This is a genomic window from Mycetocola sp. Y719, assembly GCF_056713205.1.
This window is the reverse complement of record NZ_JBWYGY010000001.1, coordinates 1,040,828-1,057,907: the sequence shown is the minus strand read 5'-3', so window position 1 is coordinate 1,057,907 and position 17,080 is coordinate 1,040,828. Positions and strand designations below refer to the sequence as shown.

Genomic DNA, 17,080 nt, shown 5'->3' with positions numbered 1-17,080 from the left:
ACAAGGTGATGGACGGCGTTACTTCGGTTGCATGAACAAGTCCGGCCAGAGCATGACGGCCAACGGGTAGCCGACGAACGACGCGACGTCGAGCAGCGTGTGAGCGACGACGAGGGGCGCGACGCGGCCCCATCGGCGGTAGCACCAGCCGAAGACGATCCCCATGACGACGTTGCCGATGAACGGACCGATGCCCTGGTAGAGGTGGTAGCTTCCGCGGAGCACTGCCGTTGACAGGATGATTGTCCAGTCAGACCAGCCCCGTTCCTTCAGCCGGGTGAAGAGGTACCCGACAACGATGACCTCCTCGACGAGTGCCGCACGCAGGGCGGAAAGGATGAGGATGGGAACCGTCCACCAGTGGGTGTCGAGGGGTGAGGCCACGATGGCGACGGTGATCCCGGTCAGCCGTCCCGCCGCGTACAGGGCGATGCCAGGGATGCCGATGGCCAGGAACAGCAGGATGCCGCGGGTCGCGTCGCGTCCGGGCTGACGGAAGTCCAGACCGATCCGCGCCATGCCGCTCATGCCGGGCCGCCAGAGAAGGTACAGCGCGAGTGCGACGGCGAAGAGCTCAAAGGTGATGCCGAGGAACTGGTAGGTGAAATCGAGCCACTCCCGTTCGCTCTGCGACGGGTTGAGGCTGGCGGACTGGTCGGAGAGAGGTCGGTCATCGGTCAGCCGGGCGACGATCGCGACCAGCGAATAGACCGCCGAGGCCCCCACGCTCAGCCCCAAAACGATCGCGATCTCCCACCATGCCCGCGCCCGGCCCTGCTCTGGCATTCTCGCTCCGTGTGCGTTATCGGGGAAAGTTGTGGATTTCGCGCGCCGTCACGCTCAGAAGTGCAAGAAACGTGCGAAAAATGCAAGATTCTTCAGACTGAGTTACCGGTGTGTAACGATTGCCCGCCGAATTTTGCAGATCACCCCAACGATACTTAGGGTTCTTGTATCCAGCGCGGTAGACGGGGCACAATTCTGCCTGCCGTGCTCACTTGCACAGGAGGAAAATTGAAGAAATCACGCATTGGCCTCGGCGCCCTTGCGCTGCTGTCTGCCAGCGCACTTGCGCTGACGGGCTGCGCGTCGGGCAATGAGCCGGCAGCAGAAGACCCCAAGGGTGACGCCACAGCGATCATCACCACGAACGGCAACGAGCCGCAGAACCCGCTGATCCCGACGAACACCACCGAGGTGGGCGGCGGAAAGATCATCGACTCGCTCTTCGCTGGTCTCGTTTCGTACACCGCTGACGGTGAAATCGAGAACGAGGTCGCTGAGTCGATCGAGTCCGACGACGCGACGAACTGGACGGTCACGCTCGAAGACGGCTGGACCTTCAGCAACGACGAGCCCGTCACGGCTGAGTCGTTCGTCGACGCCTGGAACTACGGCGCACTCTTCAGCAACGCGCAGGGTTCTTCGTACTTCTTCGACAACATCGTCGGATTCGACTACGAGAAGGACTCCGAACTGACCGGCCTCAAGGTCGTCGACGAGACGACCTTCACGGTCGAACTCGCCGCTCCCGAGGCTGACTGGCCGCTGCGCCTGGGCTACTCGGCATACTCGCCGCTGCCCAAGGCCGCATTCGAGGACATGGAAGCCTTCGGCGAGAACCCGATCGGCAACGGCCCGTACATGCTGGCCGAAGAAGGCGCCTGGGTCCACGAGGAAAAGATCTCGCTGGTCACCAACCCTGACTACAACGGTCCTCGCAAGCCGGCCAACGGCGGACTCGACATCATCTTCTACGCCACTCAGGAAGCCGCTTACGCGGACATCCAGGGCGGAAACCTCGATGTGCTCGACGCTGTTCCCGACTCCGCATTCGAGACCTACGAAGATGAGTTCGGTGACCGTGCTGTCAACCAGCCGGCAGCGGTCTTCCAGGCATTCAACATGCCGTACTACCTCGAGCACTGGAGTGGCGAGGAAGGCAAGCTGCGTCGCGCCGCACTCTCGATGTCCATCAACCGCGATGAGATCACCGATGTCATCTTCCAGGGCACCCGTACCCCGGCCACCGACTTCACCTCCCCGGTGATCGACGGCTGGACCGACGAGCTCAAGGGTGCTGACGTCCTCGAGTACAACCCTGAAGAAGCCAAGAAGCTGTGGGCTGAAGCCGACGAGATCGCGCCGTACGGCTCGACCGTGTTCGACCTCGCGTACAACTCCGACGGTGGCCACCAGGCCTGGGTCGACGCTGTCATCAACAGCATCGTCAACACCCTCGGCATCGAGGCTGTCGGCAAGCCGTACCCGACCTTCGCGGCCGCTCTCGAAGACCGCGACGCCGACAAGCTGACCGGTGGAACTCGTGCCGGATGGCAGGCCGACTACCCGTCGCTGTACAACTTCCTCGCTCCGCTGTACGTCACTGGCGCCGGATCGAACTACGAAGACTACTCGAGCGAAGAGTTCGAGAGCCTCCTCAAGGAAGGTGCAACGGCAAGCAGCGTTGAAGACGCGACCGCGAAGTACCAGGAAGCTCAGGAAGTCCTCCTCGAGGACCTCCCGTCCATCCCGCTGTGGTACTCCAACGTCACCGGCGTTTCGGCTGACACCGTCGACAACGTGGTGTTCGGCTGGAACTCGGTTCCGCTGTACTACCAGATCACCAAGGGCTAAGTTTCACCAGCCCAGCACAAACAAGCAATGAAATGTCCGGGGCGGATTCGCCCCGGACATTTCATTGATTAGACTTCTCCAGTGATTGCGACATTCATGTTCATTCGACCCGGCGAGACTGCCTGATGCTCTGGTACACAGGCAAACGCATCCTCCAAACGATCCCCGTTTTCTTCGGGGCAACGTTCCTCATCTATTTCATGGTCTTCTCGCTTCCGGGAGACCCGATTGCGGCGCTGTACGGAGACCGACCACCTGCCCCTGGTGTGATCGAGATCATCCGTGAGGAGTACAACCTCGACAAGCCGTTCATCGTGCAGTACTTCCTCTACATCATCGGCCTGTTCCAGGGCGACTTCGGCACGACCTTCTCCGGTCGCCCCGTCTCGGACGTGATGGCCCAGGCGTTCCCGATCACGGCCCGCCTCGCGATCCTCGCGCTGCTGTTCGAATCGATCGCCGGAATCCTGATCGGCCTCATCGCCGGACTGCGCAAGGGCAAACTGTTCGACGCGTCCGCTCTCGTCGTCAGTCTTCTCCTCATCTCCGTCCCGACCTTCGTCATCGGTTTCGTGCTCCAGCTGATCTTCGGAGTTCAACTCGGCTGGGCACGCACAACCGTGTCCGGCGACGCTCCGTGGAGCGAGCTGATCCTGCCGGCCATTGTGCTGGCATCCGTCTCGTTCGCCTATATCGTCCGGCTCACCCGGGCGAGCGTGTCCGACAATCTCAGTGCTGACTTTGTTCGGACAGCAACGGCCAAGGGGCTCTCACGAAACCGTGTCGTGCGCGTTCACGTGCTCCGGAACTCGCTCATCCCGGTCGTCACCTTCCTGGGCCTTGACCTCGGGTCGCTGATGGTCGGTGCGATCGTCACCGAAGGCATCTTCAACATCAACGGAGTCGGAGGAACGGTCTACCGGGCTATCCAGCTCGGCGAAGGCCCGACGGTCGTCTCATTCATCGCAGTGATGGTCATCATCTTCGTGATCGCCAACCTGCTCGTCGACCTGCTCTACGCGTTGCTTGACCCAAGGATTCGCTATGCCAAGTAAGAAGTTCACACCTCAGGGCCACTACGTCGCCCCGATCGAGGAGACCCCTGTCGCCCCGGTCGACAAGCTGGACGAGTCACAGAAGGCGCGCAGCACGTGGGCGGATGCCTGGGACGCGATGCGCCGCAGGCCGATGTTCTGGATCTCGTCGGTCATGATCGTCCTCATCATCGTCGTCGCGCTGTTCCCCGGCCTGTTCACGCAGGTGCCGCCGAACACGGACTGCCAGTTGGCCAACAGCAACGGCGGTCCCGAAGCCGGGCACCCGTTCGGTTTCACCCGGCAGGGTTGTGACGTCTACTCCCGGGTGATCCATGGGGCACAGGCGTCGGTCACGGTCGGCCTGCTGGCTACGTTGATGGTGACCATCATCGGTGTCGTTGTCGGAGCTCTCGCCGGCTTCTTCGGTGGATTCCTCGACTCCGTCGTTTCCCGCGTCGGTGAGATCTTCTACGCCGTTCCCACCGTCCTCGGTGCCATCGTCCTCATCTCGGTCCTCCCGAACCGCACGCCGGTCACGGTCGCCGTGGTGCTGGGCATCTTCGCCTGGCCACAGATCGCCCGCATCATGCGCGGCGCGGTCCTGAGCGCCCGAAACTCCGACTACGTGACGGCATCCGTCGCCCTGGGCGTGGAGAGGGGCAAAATCCTTCTCCGACACGTCGTGCCGAACTCGATCGCCCCGGTCATCGTCATCGCGACCGTCTCGCTCGGAACATTCATCGTCGCTGAGGCGACGCTGTCGTTCCTGGGAGTCGGGTTGCCCACGAACGTCATGTCCTGGGGCAACGACATCAACCAGGCGACGAACTCGCTCCGCACCAGCCCGCAGACTCTGCTCTACCCGGCCGCGGCGCTCTCCATCACCGTCCTTTCGTTCCTCATGCTCGGCGACGTCGTCCGTGATGCACTCGACCCGAAGGCGAGGGCGCGCCGATGAGCCAGCCAGCCACCCAGACCGTCAACTCGCTCGACGACCCGTCGAACGAACCTCTCCTGCAGATCCGCGATCTTCAGGTCGGCTTCGAGACCCAGCGCGGCATCGTTCCTGCGGTGCGCGGTGTGGATTTCACCCTGTACGCAGGCCAGACCCTCGCGATCGTCGGTGAGTCCGGCTCGGGCAAGACGACGACCGCGCAGTCGATCATCGACCTCCTGCCGGGCACCGGTAAGGTCACCGGCGGCCAGATCCTCTTCGAAGGACGCGATCTGACCAAGCTTTCCGCCCGGGAGATCCAGGCGGTTCGCGGAAACCAGATCGGCTACGTGCCCCAGGACCCGATGTCGAACCTCAACCCGGTGCACTCCATCGGGTTCCAGGTCGAGGAAGCCATCAAGGCGAACAACATCGCCCAGGGCAAAGAGGCGCGCCAGCGCACCATCCAGGTGCTGCAGGAGGCCGGGCTCGCTGATGCCGGCGACCGTCTGAAGCAGTACCCGCACCAGTTCTCGGGCGGAATGCGCCAGCGGGTCCTCATCGGTATCGGGCTGTCGTCCCGGCCGAAGTTGCTCATCGCCGACGAGCCCACATCGGCGCTCGACGTCACGGTGCAGCGCCAGATCCTCGACCACCTGGCGACGCTCACGCGCGACTACGGCACCAGTGTGCTGTTCATCACGCACGACCTCGGCCTCGCCGCCGAACGTGCTGAACAGCTCGTGGTGATGTACCAGGGCAAAGTCGTCGAGTCAGGACCGTCGCAGGAGATCCTCGCGAACCCGATGCACCCGTACACCCAGCGTCTCGTCGCTGCTGCGCCGAGCCTTGCCTCGCGTCGCATCCAGTCGGTCAAGCACCGTGCCGCGAACGAAGCGCAGATCTTCTCCGAAGGCTCGCTGGATGACGCGCTCCTCGCCCGGGCTGCCGAGCGGGAGAACGCGGCACCGACCGCGGATCTCATCTCGGTTCAGAACGTGTCGAAGTTGTACCGGATCCGCAAAGCGGGGTTCAAGCACGATGAACTCCTTGCCGTCAACGACGTGTCGTTCGGTGTTCAGCGCGGAACCACGACGGCGATCGTCGGTGAGTCCGGTTCGGGTAAATCCACCGTGGCGAAGCTCATCCTCCAGCTCGAGAGCATCACGAGCGGAAAGATCGACTTCGACGGTCAGGACGTTGCTTCATTGAAGGGGCCGGACCTGCTGAAGTTCCGGCGCCGGGTGCAGCCCGTGTTCCAGGACCCGTACGGGTCGCTGGACCCGCAGTACAGCGTCGGCAACACGATCGCCGAACCTCTGCTCGCCCACAAGGTCGGCAACGCCAAGGAACGGGAGGCCCGCGTCCGCGAGCTTCTCGACCAGGTCTCGCTTCCGTCTGCGACCCGGTTCCGCTACCCGAGTGAACTCTCCGGAGGTCAGAGGCAGCGCATCGCCATCGCTCGTGCGCTGGCGCTGAAGCCGGATGTGCTTGTACTCGACGAGGCGGTCTCGGCGCTCGACGTCCTCGTGCAGGGGCAGATCCTCAACCTGCTCACCGAGCTGCAGTCCGAGCTCGGCCTGACCTACCTGTTCATCACACACGACCTCGCCGTCGTCCGCCTCGTGGCCGACAACGTCAGCGTGATGCAGAAGGGAAGGATCGTGGAGTCCGCGACGACCGACGAGGTCTTCGACAACCCGCGCGAGCTTTACACGCAGGAACTCCTCGAGGCGATCCCGGGCGGCAACTTCGAGTTCGGGCGCTGACCCGACACCACCAGAGCGTCGGTGTCCTTCGACGCCACAGCTGATCAGAGCGGGGCCGCCCTTCGGGGCGGTCCCGTTTCATCGTTCCGGCCCGTGCCACCGGGGCTCCACCGGGGGCTCCCAGCGGGGGAGCGAGCCGAGTGCGGTAGGATATTCTGTTGGGTCGGGCTCTGTGCCCACCTCTCCACTTCCGGCCGCACCGAATTCCAGCGGCATCCATTCTCTGTAAGGATTTTCTTCATGGCGCAAGCTTCGCGCGACGACCTCCGAAACGTAGCCATTGTTGCTCACGTCGACCACGGCAAGACCACGCTGGTTGACGCCATGCTCCGTCAGACGGACTCGTTCGCCGAGCACTCACACCTCGAAGAGCGCGCGATGGACTCGAACGAGCTCGAGCGCGAAAAGGGCATCACGATCCTCGCCAAGAACACGGCGGTGTCGTACAAGGGCAAGCACGCGACGAACGGTCCGATCACGATCAACGTGATCGACACCCCCGGCCACGCCGACTTCGGTGGAGAGGTCGAGCGCGGCCTGTCCATGGTCGACGGCGTCGTGCTCCTCGTCGACGCGAGTGAGGGCCCGCTCCCGCAGACGCGCTTCGTGCTCCGCAAAGCGCTCGAGGCCAAGCTGCCCGTCATCCTCCTCGTCAACAAGACCGACCGCCCCGATGCCCGCATCGATGAGGTCGTCGCCGAGAGCCAGGACCTTCTGCTCGGCCTCGCGAGCGACATGGCAGACGACGTCCCCGACCTCGACCTCGACGCCGTCCTCGACGTACCCGTCGTCTACGCTTCTGGCCGCAACGGTGCTGCGAGCTGGAACAAGCCTGACAACGGCACGTTGCCGGACAACGACGACCTCGAGCCGCTGTTCGACGCCATCATCAAGCACATCCCCGCTCCCGTCTACGACGACGAGCACCCCCTCCAGGCTCACGTCACCAACCTCGACGCCTCGCCGTTCCTCGGTCGCCTCGCGCTCCTGCGCATCTTCCAGGGCACGATCAAGAAGGGTCAGACGGTCGCCTGGGTCAAGTACGACGGCTCCGTTCACAATGTGCGCGTCACCGAGCTGTTCATCACCAAGGCCCTCGACCGCTACCCGGCTGAGAGCGCAAGCCCCGGTGACATCGTCGTCGTGGCAGGATTCCCGGACATCACCATCGGTGAGACGCTCGCGGACCCCGACGACGTCCGCCCGCTCCCGACCATCACGGTCGACGAGCCGGCGATCTCGATGACCATCGGAACGAACACCTCACCGCTCGTCGGCAAGGTCAAGGGCCACAAGCTCACCGCCCGCATGGTCAAGGACCGTCTCGACCGTGAACTCGTCGGTAACGTGTCACTCCGCGTCCTCGACATCGGTGCGCCTGACAAGTGGGAAGTGCAGGGCCGTGGAGAACTCGCCCTCGCCATCCTCGTCGAGCAGATGCGTCGTGAAGGCTTCGAGTTGACCGTCGGCAAGCCGCAGGTCGTCACCAAGAAGGTCGACGGCAAGACGCACGAGCCGTACGAGCACCTCACCATCGATGTTCCCGAGGAGTACCTCGGCGCCATCACCCAGCTCCTGGCCGCTCGCAAGGGCCGTATGGAGAACATGGCCAACCACGGCACCGGCTGGGTCCGCATGGAATTCATCATTCCTTCGCGCGGCCTCATCGGATTCCGCACCGAGTTCATGACGCTTACCCGCGGCACCGGAATCGCCAACGCGATCTCGCACGGATACGACGAGTGGGCAGGCGCCATCGTCACGCGAAACAACGGCTCGATCGTGGCCGACCGCTCAGGTGTGGTCACCCCGTTCGCCATCATCGCCCTCCAGGAGCGGATGACGTTCTTCGTCAACCCGACCGAAGAGGTCTACGAGGGCATGGTCATCGGCGAGAACTCGCGTAATGACGACATGGACGTGAACATCACCAAAGAGAAGAAGCTGACGAACATGCGCCAGTCGACCTCGGACACGTTCGAGTCGATGACGCCATCACGCCAGCTGTCGCTCGAGGAGTGCCTCGAGTTCGCCCGTGAAGACGAGTGCGTCGAGGTCACCCCGGCAATCGTCCGCATCCGCAAGGTCGAGCTCGACGCGAACGCCCGCGCGCGCAACACGAGCCGGCTGAAGAAGCAGAACGACTAGTAGTACCCGCCGAACGGCGGAAGCGCCCGGGATCCCTGATCCCGGGCGCTTTGTCGTTGGACGGTAATCTCTACCCATGCCCAGAATTCGTCTCACCGTCGCCCTTCTCGCCTGCCTGGCCGTCCCAATCGCCCTCACCGGGTGCACCCAGATCGGCGAGGGCATCACCGGCGGGGTCGAACAGGCGATCGAGGATGCCACGGGCGGAGCGCTCGACGTGAAGCTCAGTGGAGGAGTGCCGGACGGGTTCCCGTCCGACGCCGTTCCCCTCGTCAGCGGAAACGTCATGGGCGCAGAGACCACGATCGACGGGAAAGCTGGCTGGGTCGTGAACGTGACCGCGCAGGACTCGGGAGACGCAGCATCCGAAGCCCTCGCCGGGGCCGGTTTCAGCGAGACCGGGCGTGTGTCGAATGCGGACGGTTCCGTCGTGCACCTGTCCGGTGACGGCTACGACGTCACTCTCGTCTCCACGCCTGAGACGGTGATCTACACCGTCGTGCCTGTCGCCTAGCCGATGCGACGACGAGAACGCCAACCGACTACCCCTGAGAAGGCGGCGGCCCGCCAGGGCATCGCTGTCGGCGTCGCCACCGCTGCGTACGGGGTGTCGTTCGGTGCCCTCGCGGTCGCTGCGGGGCTCGACGTCTGGCAGACCTGCGTGTTGAGCCTCCTGATGTTCACCGGAGGGTCGCAGTTCGCCCTCGTCGGCGTTCTCGCCTCCGGGGGAGTCGCCGCCGGCCCTGCCGCGATCGCGAGTGCCGTGCTCCTCGGCTCACGCAACGCCGCGTACGGGATGCGGATGAAGCCCGTGGTCGGCGGCAGGGGGATCTGGCGCGACACCGCTGCGGCGTGGCTCACCATCGACGAATCCACGGCCGTCGCGCTCGCCCAGGACGAACCTGCTGCACAGCGCCGCGGGTTCTGGGTCACCGGGATCGTCGTCTACATCGGGTGGAACCTCACCACCCTGCTCGGCGCGCTGATCGGCGACCTGCTCGGGGACACGCGCGCCTATGGCCTCGACGCGGCGGCCGCTGCCGCCTTCCTCGGCTTGCTGTGGCCGCGCCTGAAGAGTCACCAGACCATCGCGGTCGCCTGCGCGGCGGCGGTCCTCGCGGCCGCCCTGACGCCCGTCGTGTCTCCCGGTGTCCCGGTGATCGCCGCTGCCCTCGTCGCCGTGATCTTCGGGGTGACGAACTGGCTCGGCACACGGACGCCCGCGGGGGAGGCGGGGACGCCATGACGGTCTGGCACATCGTCCTGCTCGCATCCATCGCCTGCGTCGCCATCAAGCTGGTCGGTTATGCGATTCCGCCGCACTGGCTGGAGAAGCCGGCGGCAGCCCGGACGGCTGACCTGCTCACCGTCGCGCTTCTGGCCGCGCTCATCGCCGTCCAGACGCTCGGAGCAGGTCAGCAGCTGGTGCTCGACGCCCGGGTGCCCGCCCTCGTCGTCGCCGCTGCGCTGTACTGGCTCCGCGTGCCGTTCCTGGTCGTCGTGATCGCGGCCGCCGTCGTGGCGGCGCTGCTCCGCCTGTGGACAGGGATGGCCTGAGCGCCGACGGCAACGCTGCCAGCATCCGGTGCTGATTCGCCACGAGATGTCGTCGTTTGCGGGTGCAGGCAGCAGTTCCCGGCGATTCGGCGCTCGAGCGACCATTCGTGGCGACTCGAGGGGTCAACGCGCCGCTCCCTCGGGGTGCACAGCTCAGGCGAACAGTGCCGACCCGATCCAGCCGCCGTCCTTGACGCCGGCCGGGATGGCGAAGATGCCCGAACCGATGTTCCTCACGTACTCGTTCATCAGGTCACTCCGGCCCAGCTGTTTCTGGATCGGGATGAACTGCGTGCGCGGGTCGCGCTGGAAGCAGATGAAGAACAGCCCGGCGTTGAGGCGGCCGAGCTCGTCATTGCCGTCGACGAAGTTGTACCCACGGCGCAGGAGCTTCGCGCCGTCGTTCATGCTCGGATGCGCGAGCCGCACGTGGGCGTCGCGGTCGATCGCTGCGCCCTCCGACGAGTCGAACTCGGGCTCGGTGAACTCGGTTCCACCGCTGAGCGGGGCTCCCTCACCCTTGGTCCGCCCGACGATCCGCTCCTGTTCACCGAGCGACGCCCGGTCCCAGGTCTCGATGATCATGCGGATCTTGCGGGCGACGAGATAGGAACCGCCCGCCATCCACTCGGCGCCGTCATCGGAAGCGGCCCACACCTGCTCGGTGACGGTAGCCGGTTCCTCCGCCTTGATGTTCGCCGTGCCGTCCTTGAAGCCGAACAGGTTGCGCGGTGTCACCTGGGCGGTCGACGTCGACGATGTGCGCCCGAACCCGAGCTGCGACCACCGAAGTGCTGCACGGCCGAAGGCGATGCGTGACAGGTTGCGGATGGCGTGAACGGCCACTTGCGGGTCGTCTGCGCAGGCCTGGATGCACAGGTCACCGCCCGAGATGCTCTCGTCGAGAGTGTCACCGGAGAAGTGCGGAAGATCGACGAGCGCGGCCGGCCGGCGATCCGCGAGCCCGAAGCGATCGACGCCGTCAGCCGTGGTGAACAGGGTCGGACCGAAACCGAACGTGATCGTGAGCCCGGCCGCTGGCAGCCCCTGCGCTTCGCCGGTGTCATCTGGCGGGGCGACATCCGATCCGCCGACGGCGCCCTCCTCGCTCACGTCAAGACCCTGTGTCAGCCGGGATGCCGCATACGTCCAGTCCTGGAGCAGCTCGATCAGATCGGCGCGGTCCGTCGTCCGTGAGACGTCGTATGCGGCGAAATGCAGGCGGTCCTGCGCCGGCGTCGTGATCCCGGCCTGGTGCTCGCCGAAGAACGGGTACGTCGTCGCTCGCCCTGCAGGCGTGGCAGCGACGGCCGCGCCGACCGCGGCACCGGCCGCCCCGCCGACAGCGAGCCCTCCTGCGGCCGCACCGGCCAGGGCGAGCAGCCCCCTGCGGGACAGCCCACCGCGGTCGGTGCGTTCGGGTTCGGCGTCGGTCATCTGCATCTACTCGGTGGGCTCGGCGATGTCGAGGACCGTGTGGGTGAGCACGGCGAGGGGCTCGGCGAGGGCGTTGATGCCGTCGGAGAGTTCCTTGATCTGCTCCGGGGTCAGCTCGTCGTAGTAGACGAACCCGTCAGCGAGGTTGCCGTGCTGTGCCAGGAGGGTGTTGAGGTTCTCGAACTGCTCGTCGATGTCCGCAACCAGCTCCTCGCCTTCCTCGCCGCGAGCTTCAGCGATCTCACGGACGTTGCCGTAGGCGACGGATGCGCCTTCGACGTTGGCCTGGAAGTCCCAGAGGTCGGTGTGGCTGAATTCGTCTTCCTCACCCGTGATCTTCGACGCCGCGACCTCGTCGAGCAGACCGATGGCGCCGTTCGAGATGTCGGACAGGCTCACGGTGAAGTCGTCGGAGTAGACGAGGTCGTACAGTGTTGCGACGTCCTCGATGAGGCCGTCGGCGAGGACGCGACGTTCGGCGGCGTTGCTCGGAGTGAAGCCTTCAGGAGCCCACAGGTCCTTTTCGATGCGGTGGAAGCCGGTGAACTCGATTCCGTCCTCCTCTGCCATCGGCTCACGGAAGTCGAGCTTGGGGTCGAGGTCGCCGAATGCCTCAGCCGTCGGCTCGATGCGCTCGTAGTGCACGCGGGTGGTGGGGAAGAGGGACCTGGCCGTCTCGTCGTCACCGGAGGCGTATGCCTCGCCGAAGGTGTCGACGGCTGCGACCAGTTCGCCGACCTGGTCCTTGACGTAGGAGACATAGTTCGTGACAGCGGCATCCGTGCGCTCCTGCTCGTCGGCGTCGACCGCCCCGGCGTTTCCACTCACGGTGAACTCGGCTGTGCCGATCCCCGCGCCGACCATTCCGAGCTTGCACTCGGTGTAGTACGTTCCCGGTTCGAGCTGGATGACATAGTCGACGGTCTGCCCTGGGGTGATGTTCTCCTTCTCGCCGACGATCCGCAGCTTGTCCTCTGCGAGGATCTCGAACTCGTTCACGGCCGTGCCGTTGTTCGTCGCGCTGAAGGTGATCGCGCCGGATGGCGCTGTTGCGCTGGAGACCGCGCAGTTGTCGTCGGTGATATCGACGGTCAGGGCGTCGGTCGCCGTGTTGTTGGCGACGCATCCGGTGAGGGTAAGGGCGACGGCGGCGAGGGCGGCGAGGCCCAGGGCGGGACGAGCGGTCATATGGTTACTCCGTTAGACAAGGGCGGGGGTTCTTGCTGTCGCCGGTCGCCTGGTGAGCCGGGCGAACAGCACGATGGTGATGGCCGTGTAGGCCAGCCAGCAGCCGACCTGCAGCCAGGTGGGCGCAGGGTTGAAGTTGAGGGTGCCGCCGAGGAGGGTGCCGTACCAACTCGTGGGCGGGATCGCGGTGCTGACGTCGAAAGCCGTCACACCCCAGCCGGGGAGGAAGCCTGCTTCCTGCAGGTCTCCGATGCCGTAGAGCAGAACGCCGGCTGCGACGAGGATGAGGGCATAGCCGGTCCACGTGAAGAACACGGAGAGGTTGATGGTGAGGAGCCCGCGATAGATCAGGACCTCGAGGACGACGGCTGTCGCTATGCCGAGAAGGACGCCGGTGAGCGCCTCAGTTCCCGTGCTGTTGGGGCCGACCGTCGTCCAGACGAACAACGCTGTCTCGATGCCCTCGCGGCCGACGCTGAGGAAGGCTAGCAGGACGATTCCCCATCCGGCCCCCGCTGCTGCCCGGTCGACGCCGGTGCGAAGGTTGCGGCTGAGATCCTTGGCCGTGCGGCCCATCCAGAAGATCATCCAGGTCACGAAGCCGACGGCGACGAGCGAGAGGATCCCCCCGATCGCCTCCTGCGCCTGAAAACTCAGGCCGTACGGACCGAAGGTCAGGATGGCCCCGGTGGTCAGAGACGCGAGAACCGCGATACCGATGCCGAGCCAGATCCGCGGAAGCAGGTCCTTCCTGTCGATCTTGACCAGATAGGCGATCAGGATACCGACGATGAGGGCCGCTTCGAGGCCTTCGCGCAGGCCGATCAGGTAATTAGCGAACACGGGACCTTCTGTGATGGAGGCAGCCGGGAATCAACGCTGACGCGACCGGAGGAGGGGGGAAGTAAGTGTAGCCTTACCAAAGTAGAGACTAGCCGGGGCCGTGGATGCTGTCCAGTTACACTGTGGCGGTGACTCTTGATGACGCCCAGCCGGCCGCCCCCCGCACCGAAGGCGGTTCTCCGCTGTTGTCACGGGTCGCCGGAGCTCTCCTCTGCTTCCTCGTCGGGGCCATCTACGGCGCCGTCGGAACGGTCGTTCACCAGAACGTGTTCCGGATCGGCGAACTCTCGATCCCCATCGCGCTCATTCTCGCGCTCGTCGGCGTCCTCGCGCTGATGATCGGCTTCCGCCTGCTCTTCACGGACCGACTGGCCGTCTTCTGGGCAGCCCTGGGCATGGTCGTCGTCATCGGACTGTTCTCCCTCGCCAGTGCCGGCGGCTCGGTGCTCATCCCGCAGGGTGTTCTCGGTTTCGTCTGGACGTACGGCGCGGTCGGCCTCGCGACGGTGGTCGTCGCCTGGCCACGCCTGCCTCAACGCGCCGCAGCGCAGCCCGGCGGTGACGCCGCGACCGTCCAGGCGGACGAGCGGCACCGGCCCGAGGCGTAGACTTGCCTCACCTGTTTTCGAAGGGAACCGAGCCACTGTGACCTACGTCATCGCCCTCCCGTGTGTGGATGTCAAAGACCGTGCGTGCATCGATGAATGCCCCGTCGACTGCATCTACGAGGGTGAACGGTCCCTCTACATCCAGCCGGACGAATGCGTCGACTGCGGCGCCTGCGAGCCGGTCTGCCCGGTCGAGGCGATCTACTACGAGGACGACCTGCCCGAGGAGTGGGCTGACTACTACAAGGCAAACGTCGAGTTCTTCAACGAGGTCGGTTCTCCTGGCGGAGCGGCCAAGGTGGGCGTGATCAAGTACGACCACCCGATCATCGCGGCCCTTCCGCCGCAGGCCTGACCGGTGGCGCTCCAGCCCCTTCCCGACTATCCGTGGGATGCCATGGCGCCGTACGCCGAGCGCGCCCGGTCGCATCCGGACGGCATCGCCGACCTGTCGATCGGCTCCCCGGTCGACGCGACTCCTGAGGTCGTCCGCGCGGCGCTTTCGGCCGCGACCGACGCCCACGCGTATCCGACGACGGCAGGAACCCCTGCGCTGCGGGAAGCGATCGTCGAGTGGTTCGCCCGCCGCCGCGGCGTCCCCGGCCTCGAAGTCGACAACGTGATCCCGAGCATCGGCTCGAAGGAACTCGTCGCCCTGCTGCCGTTCATGGTGGGGATGGGCGAGGGCGACACGATCGTGCATCCGCTGGCCGCGTACCCCACCTATGCGATCGGCGCCGCCCTGTGCGGTGCGGTCGCCATGGCATCCGACGACCCCGCAGACTGGCCGGACTCGACCAGGCTCGTCTGGCTCAACTCGCCCGGGAACCCGGACGGACGCGTGCTCGGCGTCGACCGGTTGCGTGCAGCGGTGACGCGAGCGCGTGAGCTGGGCGCGCTCATCGTCAACGACGAGTGCTACGCCGAACTCGGTTGGGACGGCGAGTGGGAGTCGACACCGATCCCGAGCATCCTCGACCCCCGGGTGACCGATGGCGACACCAGCGGCATCATCGCGATCTACTCACTGAGCAAGCAGTCGAACATGGCCGGTTACCGCGCGGCCTTCGCAGCGGGCTGCTCCGAGACGCTGGCGCGGCTTCTCAACGTCCGCAAACACGCGGGACTCATGCTCCCAGGTCCGCTGCAGGCTGCCATGGTCGCCGCACTCGGCGATGACGACCACGTGGCGGAGCAGAAGGAGCGCTACCGCGCCCGCCGGGACGTGCTTCTCCCGGCGCTCCAGGGCGCCGGCTTCCGGATCGACCACAGCGAGGCCGGGCTCTACCTCTGGGCAACCGAGGGGAAGGATGCCTGGGCGTCGATCGACAGACTGGCGGGCCTCGGCATCCTCGCCGGTCCGGGTCATTTCTACGGAGACGTCTTCCCTCAGCACGTCCGGCTGTCGCTCACCGCCACCGACGAGCGGATCGCCGCTGCTGCCGAGCGGCTGAGTGCCAGCGGCGCTGGAGGTTAGCTCCAACACCGCATCCGGGTCGTTGGCGGATGCAACAGTTGGCCCGGGAGCCGATTAGGCTGTATCCGGACCTTGCACCGCTCAGAGCGGTTCCAGCAGGACGGTCCGAAGCGAATCACCAGTACAAGGAGGCGCCGTGGGCGACGTCGAGCAGGACTTCCGCGCAGGAAACCACAAAGCGACCCTTACCTATCCTGGGGGCACCGCCGAGTTCCCGCTCCTGGGGTCCAGCCAGGGGGCCTCCAGCATCGACGTGTCCACGCTGACCCGCCAGACGGGGCTGACGGCGCTCGACTACGGTTTCGTCAACACGGCCGCGACGAAGTCCGACATCACGTACATCGACGGAGACGCAGGGATTCTGCGCTACCGCGGCTACCCGATCGAGCAGCTGGCGAACTCGTCGAGCTACCTCGAGGTGGCCTGGCTGCTGATCTACGGCGAGCTGCCGACGGCAGACCAGCTCGGTGAATTCGACGAGAAGATCCGCAGGCACACGCTGCTGCACGAGGATCTCAAGCACTTCTTCTCGGCACTTCCGCACACCGCGCACCCGATGGCCGTCATCTCCAGCGCACTGTCTGCGCTCTCCACCTACTACGAGACAGCAGCGGACCCGCGCGATCCTGAGCAGGTCGAACTGACCACCATCCGCCTGCTCGCCAAGCTGCCCATCATCGCGGCATACGCGCACAAGAAGGCGCTCGGCCAGGCGTTCCTGTACCCGGACAACAGCCTGAGCTTCACCGACAACTTCCTCAGGCTCAACTTCGGCAACATGGCCGAGCCGTACGAGATCGACCCCGTGCTGTCGAAGTCGCTCGACCGACTGCTCATCCTGCATGCAGACCACGAGCAGAACGCATCGACGTCGACCGTCCGCCTCGTCGGATCGACCGGCGCCAACCTGTACGCCTCCGTCTCGGCCGGCATCAACGCCCTCTCCGGTCCGCTGCACGGCGGTGCCAACGAGGCCGTTCTGGAGATGCTCGGTCGCATCCGCGACTCGGGGGAGAGTGTCCAGCGCTTCGTCGACAGGGTGAAGAACAAGGAGGACGGTGTCAAGCTCATGGGCTTCGGGCACCGCGTCTACAAGAACTACGACCCGCGCGCGAAGATCGTCAAGGAGAGCGCGGACGAGGTTCTGGCCCAGCTCGGCGTCTCCGACCCGTTGCTCGACCTGGCCAAGGAACTCGAGCAGATCGCCCTCGAAGACGACTACTTCAAGGAACGTCGCCTCTACCCCAACGTCGATTTCTACACTGGCGTCATCTACAAGGCGATGGGCTTCCCGACGCGGATGTTCACCGTGCTGTTCGCGATCGGACGGCTGCCAGGCTGGGTCGCTCACTGGCGTGAGATGAATCTCGACCCGCAGACCAAGATCGGTCGCCCGCAGCAGCTGTACACCGGTTCGGTGGAACGCGAACTGCCCCAGCGCTGAC

General features: G+C 65.3%; 16 protein-coding genes. 12 read left to right on the top strand and 4 right to left on the bottom strand.

All coding sequences use genetic code 11. The features are described 5' to 3' along the window. Positions 1-18: 18 nt before the first annotated feature. Positions 19-786, bottom strand: a complete 768-nt coding sequence (locus tag AC1M0F_RS04950) for a CPBP family intramembrane glutamic endopeptidase (protein WP_480237075.1) — start codon at positions 784-786, stop codon at positions 19-21. A 228-nt stretch (positions 787-1,014) separates the two neighbouring features. Here AC1M0F_RS04950 and AC1M0F_RS04945 point away from each other — a divergent pair, with 228 nt between their 5' ends. The 8 genes from AC1M0F_RS04945 to AC1M0F_RS04910 all read left to right on the top strand — a co-directional run bounded on the left by AC1M0F_RS04945 (position 1,015) and on the right by AC1M0F_RS04910 (position 10,082). Further along, a complete protein-coding gene (locus AC1M0F_RS04945) occupies positions 1,015-2,637 on the top strand; it encodes a peptide ABC transporter substrate-binding protein (RefSeq protein ID WP_480237074.1) in 1,623 nt (540 codons plus the stop codon). A 125-nt stretch (positions 2,638-2,762) separates the two neighbouring features. Then, positions 2,763-3,692: an ABC transporter permease gene (locus tag AC1M0F_RS04940; RefSeq protein WP_480237073.1), complete on the top strand. Its 930-nt coding sequence runs from the start codon at positions 2,763-2,765 to the stop codon at positions 3,690-3,692. Continuing rightward, entirely contained in the window at positions 3,682-4,632 is a 951-nt protein-coding gene (locus tag AC1M0F_RS04935; RefSeq protein ID WP_480237072.1) for an ABC transporter permease, read from the top strand. Before AC1M0F_RS04940 ends, AC1M0F_RS04935 begins: the two co-directional genes overlap by 11 nt. Further along, positions 4,629-6,377 (top strand): dipeptide ABC transporter ATP-binding protein, encoded by a 1,749-nt coding sequence (locus AC1M0F_RS04930; RefSeq protein ID WP_480237071.1) that lies wholly within the window; start codon positions 4,629-4,631, stop codon positions 6,375-6,377. The genes AC1M0F_RS04935 and AC1M0F_RS04930 overlap by 4 nt, the downstream gene beginning before the upstream one ends. 240 nt (positions 6,378-6,617) lie before the next feature. Continuing rightward, the gene (gene typA / locus AC1M0F_RS04925) at positions 6,618-8,525 is read left to right on the top strand and encodes a translational GTPase TypA (protein ID WP_480237070.1); all 1,908 of its coding nucleotides are present in this window, start codon (positions 6,618-6,620) and stop codon (positions 8,523-8,525) included. A 76-nt stretch (positions 8,526-8,601) separates the two neighbouring features. After that, entirely contained in the window at positions 8,602-9,039 is a 438-nt protein-coding gene (locus tag AC1M0F_RS04920; RefSeq protein WP_480237069.1) for a hypothetical protein, read from the top strand. A 3-nt stretch (positions 9,040-9,042) separates the two neighbouring features. Continuing rightward, positions 9,043-9,771, top strand: a complete 729-nt coding sequence (locus AC1M0F_RS04915) for an AzlC family ABC transporter permease (protein ID WP_480237068.1) — start codon at positions 9,043-9,045, stop codon at positions 9,769-9,771. Beyond that, positions 9,768-10,082, top strand: coding sequence for an AzlD domain-containing protein (locus tag AC1M0F_RS04910; RefSeq protein ID WP_480237067.1), 315 nt, complete (start codon positions 9,768-9,770; stop codon positions 10,080-10,082). Before AC1M0F_RS04915 ends, AC1M0F_RS04910 begins: the two co-directional genes overlap by 4 nt. Positions 10,083-10,235: 153 nt before the next feature. Here AC1M0F_RS04910 and efeB read toward each other — a convergent pair whose 3' ends face one another. The 3 genes from efeB to efeU are packed head-to-tail and all read right to left on the bottom strand — an operon-like array spanning position 10,236 to position 13,550. After that, positions 10,236-11,525 (bottom strand): iron uptake transporter deferrochelatase/peroxidase subunit, encoded by a 1,290-nt coding sequence (gene efeB, locus AC1M0F_RS04905; RefSeq protein WP_480237066.1) that lies wholly within the window; start codon positions 11,523-11,525, stop codon positions 10,236-10,238. Next, the gene (gene efeO, locus AC1M0F_RS04900; protein WP_480237065.1) at positions 11,526-12,707 is read right to left on the bottom strand and encodes an iron uptake system protein EfeO; all 1,182 of its coding nucleotides are present in this window, start codon (positions 12,705-12,707) and stop codon (positions 11,526-11,528) included. Positions 12,708-12,719: 12 nt separating this feature from the next. Next, a complete protein-coding gene (gene efeU / locus AC1M0F_RS04895; RefSeq protein ID WP_480237064.1) occupies positions 12,720-13,550 on the bottom strand; it encodes an iron uptake transporter permease EfeU in 831 nt (276 codons plus the stop codon). A 128-nt stretch (positions 13,551-13,678) separates the two neighbouring features. Here efeU and AC1M0F_RS04890 point away from each other — a divergent pair, with 128 nt between their 5' ends. The 4 genes from AC1M0F_RS04890 (at position 13,679) to AC1M0F_RS04875 (ending at position 17,079) form a co-directional block, all read left to right on the top strand. Continuing rightward, positions 13,679-14,158, top strand: coding sequence for a hypothetical protein (locus AC1M0F_RS04890; protein ID WP_480237063.1), 480 nt, complete (start codon positions 13,679-13,681; stop codon positions 14,156-14,158). Between the two features lie 37 nt (positions 14,159-14,195). Next, positions 14,196-14,513 (top strand): ferredoxin, encoded by a 318-nt coding sequence (gene fdxA, locus AC1M0F_RS04885; RefSeq protein ID WP_480237062.1) that lies wholly within the window; start codon positions 14,196-14,198, stop codon positions 14,511-14,513. A gap of 3 nt (positions 14,514-14,516) precedes the next feature. Beyond that, complete coding sequence (dapC, locus tag AC1M0F_RS04880) at positions 14,517-15,635, top strand: succinyldiaminopimelate transaminase (RefSeq protein WP_480237061.1); 1,119 nt, start codon at positions 14,517-14,519, stop codon at positions 15,633-15,635. A 136-nt stretch (positions 15,636-15,771) separates the two neighbouring features. Next, on the top strand, positions 15,772-17,079 hold the full coding sequence (locus AC1M0F_RS04875) for a citrate synthase (RefSeq protein ID WP_480237060.1): 1,308 nt from the start codon (positions 15,772-15,774) through the stop codon (positions 17,077-17,079). Position 17,080 lies beyond the last annotated feature (1 nt).

Coding starts and splice junctions, on each gene's coding strand:
- AC1M0F_RS04935 (WP_480237072.1), top strand. CDS start 3,682: ATGCCAAGTAAGAAGTTCACACCTCAGGGCCACTACGTCGCCCCGATC.
- AC1M0F_RS04940 (WP_480237073.1), top strand. CDS start 2,763: ATGCTCTGGTACACAGGCAAACGCATCCTCCAAACGATCCCCGTTTTC.
- AC1M0F_RS04915 (WP_480237068.1), top strand. CDS start 9,043: ATGCGACGACGAGAACGCCAACCGACTACCCCTGAGAAGGCGGCGGCC.
- AC1M0F_RS04910 (WP_480237067.1), top strand. CDS start 9,768: ATGACGGTCTGGCACATCGTCCTGCTCGCATCCATCGCCTGCGTCGCC.
- efeB (WP_480237066.1), bottom strand. CDS start 11,525: ATGCAGATGACCGACGCCGAACCCGAACGCACCGACCGCGGTGGGCTG.
- AC1M0F_RS04920 (WP_480237069.1), top strand. CDS start 8,602: ATGCCCAGAATTCGTCTCACCGTCGCCCTTCTCGCCTGCCTGGCCGTC.
- typA (WP_480237070.1), top strand. CDS start 6,618: ATGGCGCAAGCTTCGCGCGACGACCTCCGAAACGTAGCCATTGTTGCT.
- AC1M0F_RS04930 (WP_480237071.1), top strand. CDS start 4,629: ATGAGCCAGCCAGCCACCCAGACCGTCAACTCGCTCGACGACCCGTCG.
- efeO (WP_480237065.1), bottom strand. CDS start 12,707: ATGACCGCTCGTCCCGCCCTGGGCCTCGCCGCCCTCGCCGCCGTCGCC.
- AC1M0F_RS04950 (WP_480237075.1), bottom strand. CDS start 786: ATGCCAGAGCAGGGCCGGGCGCGGGCATGGTGGGAGATCGCGATCGTT.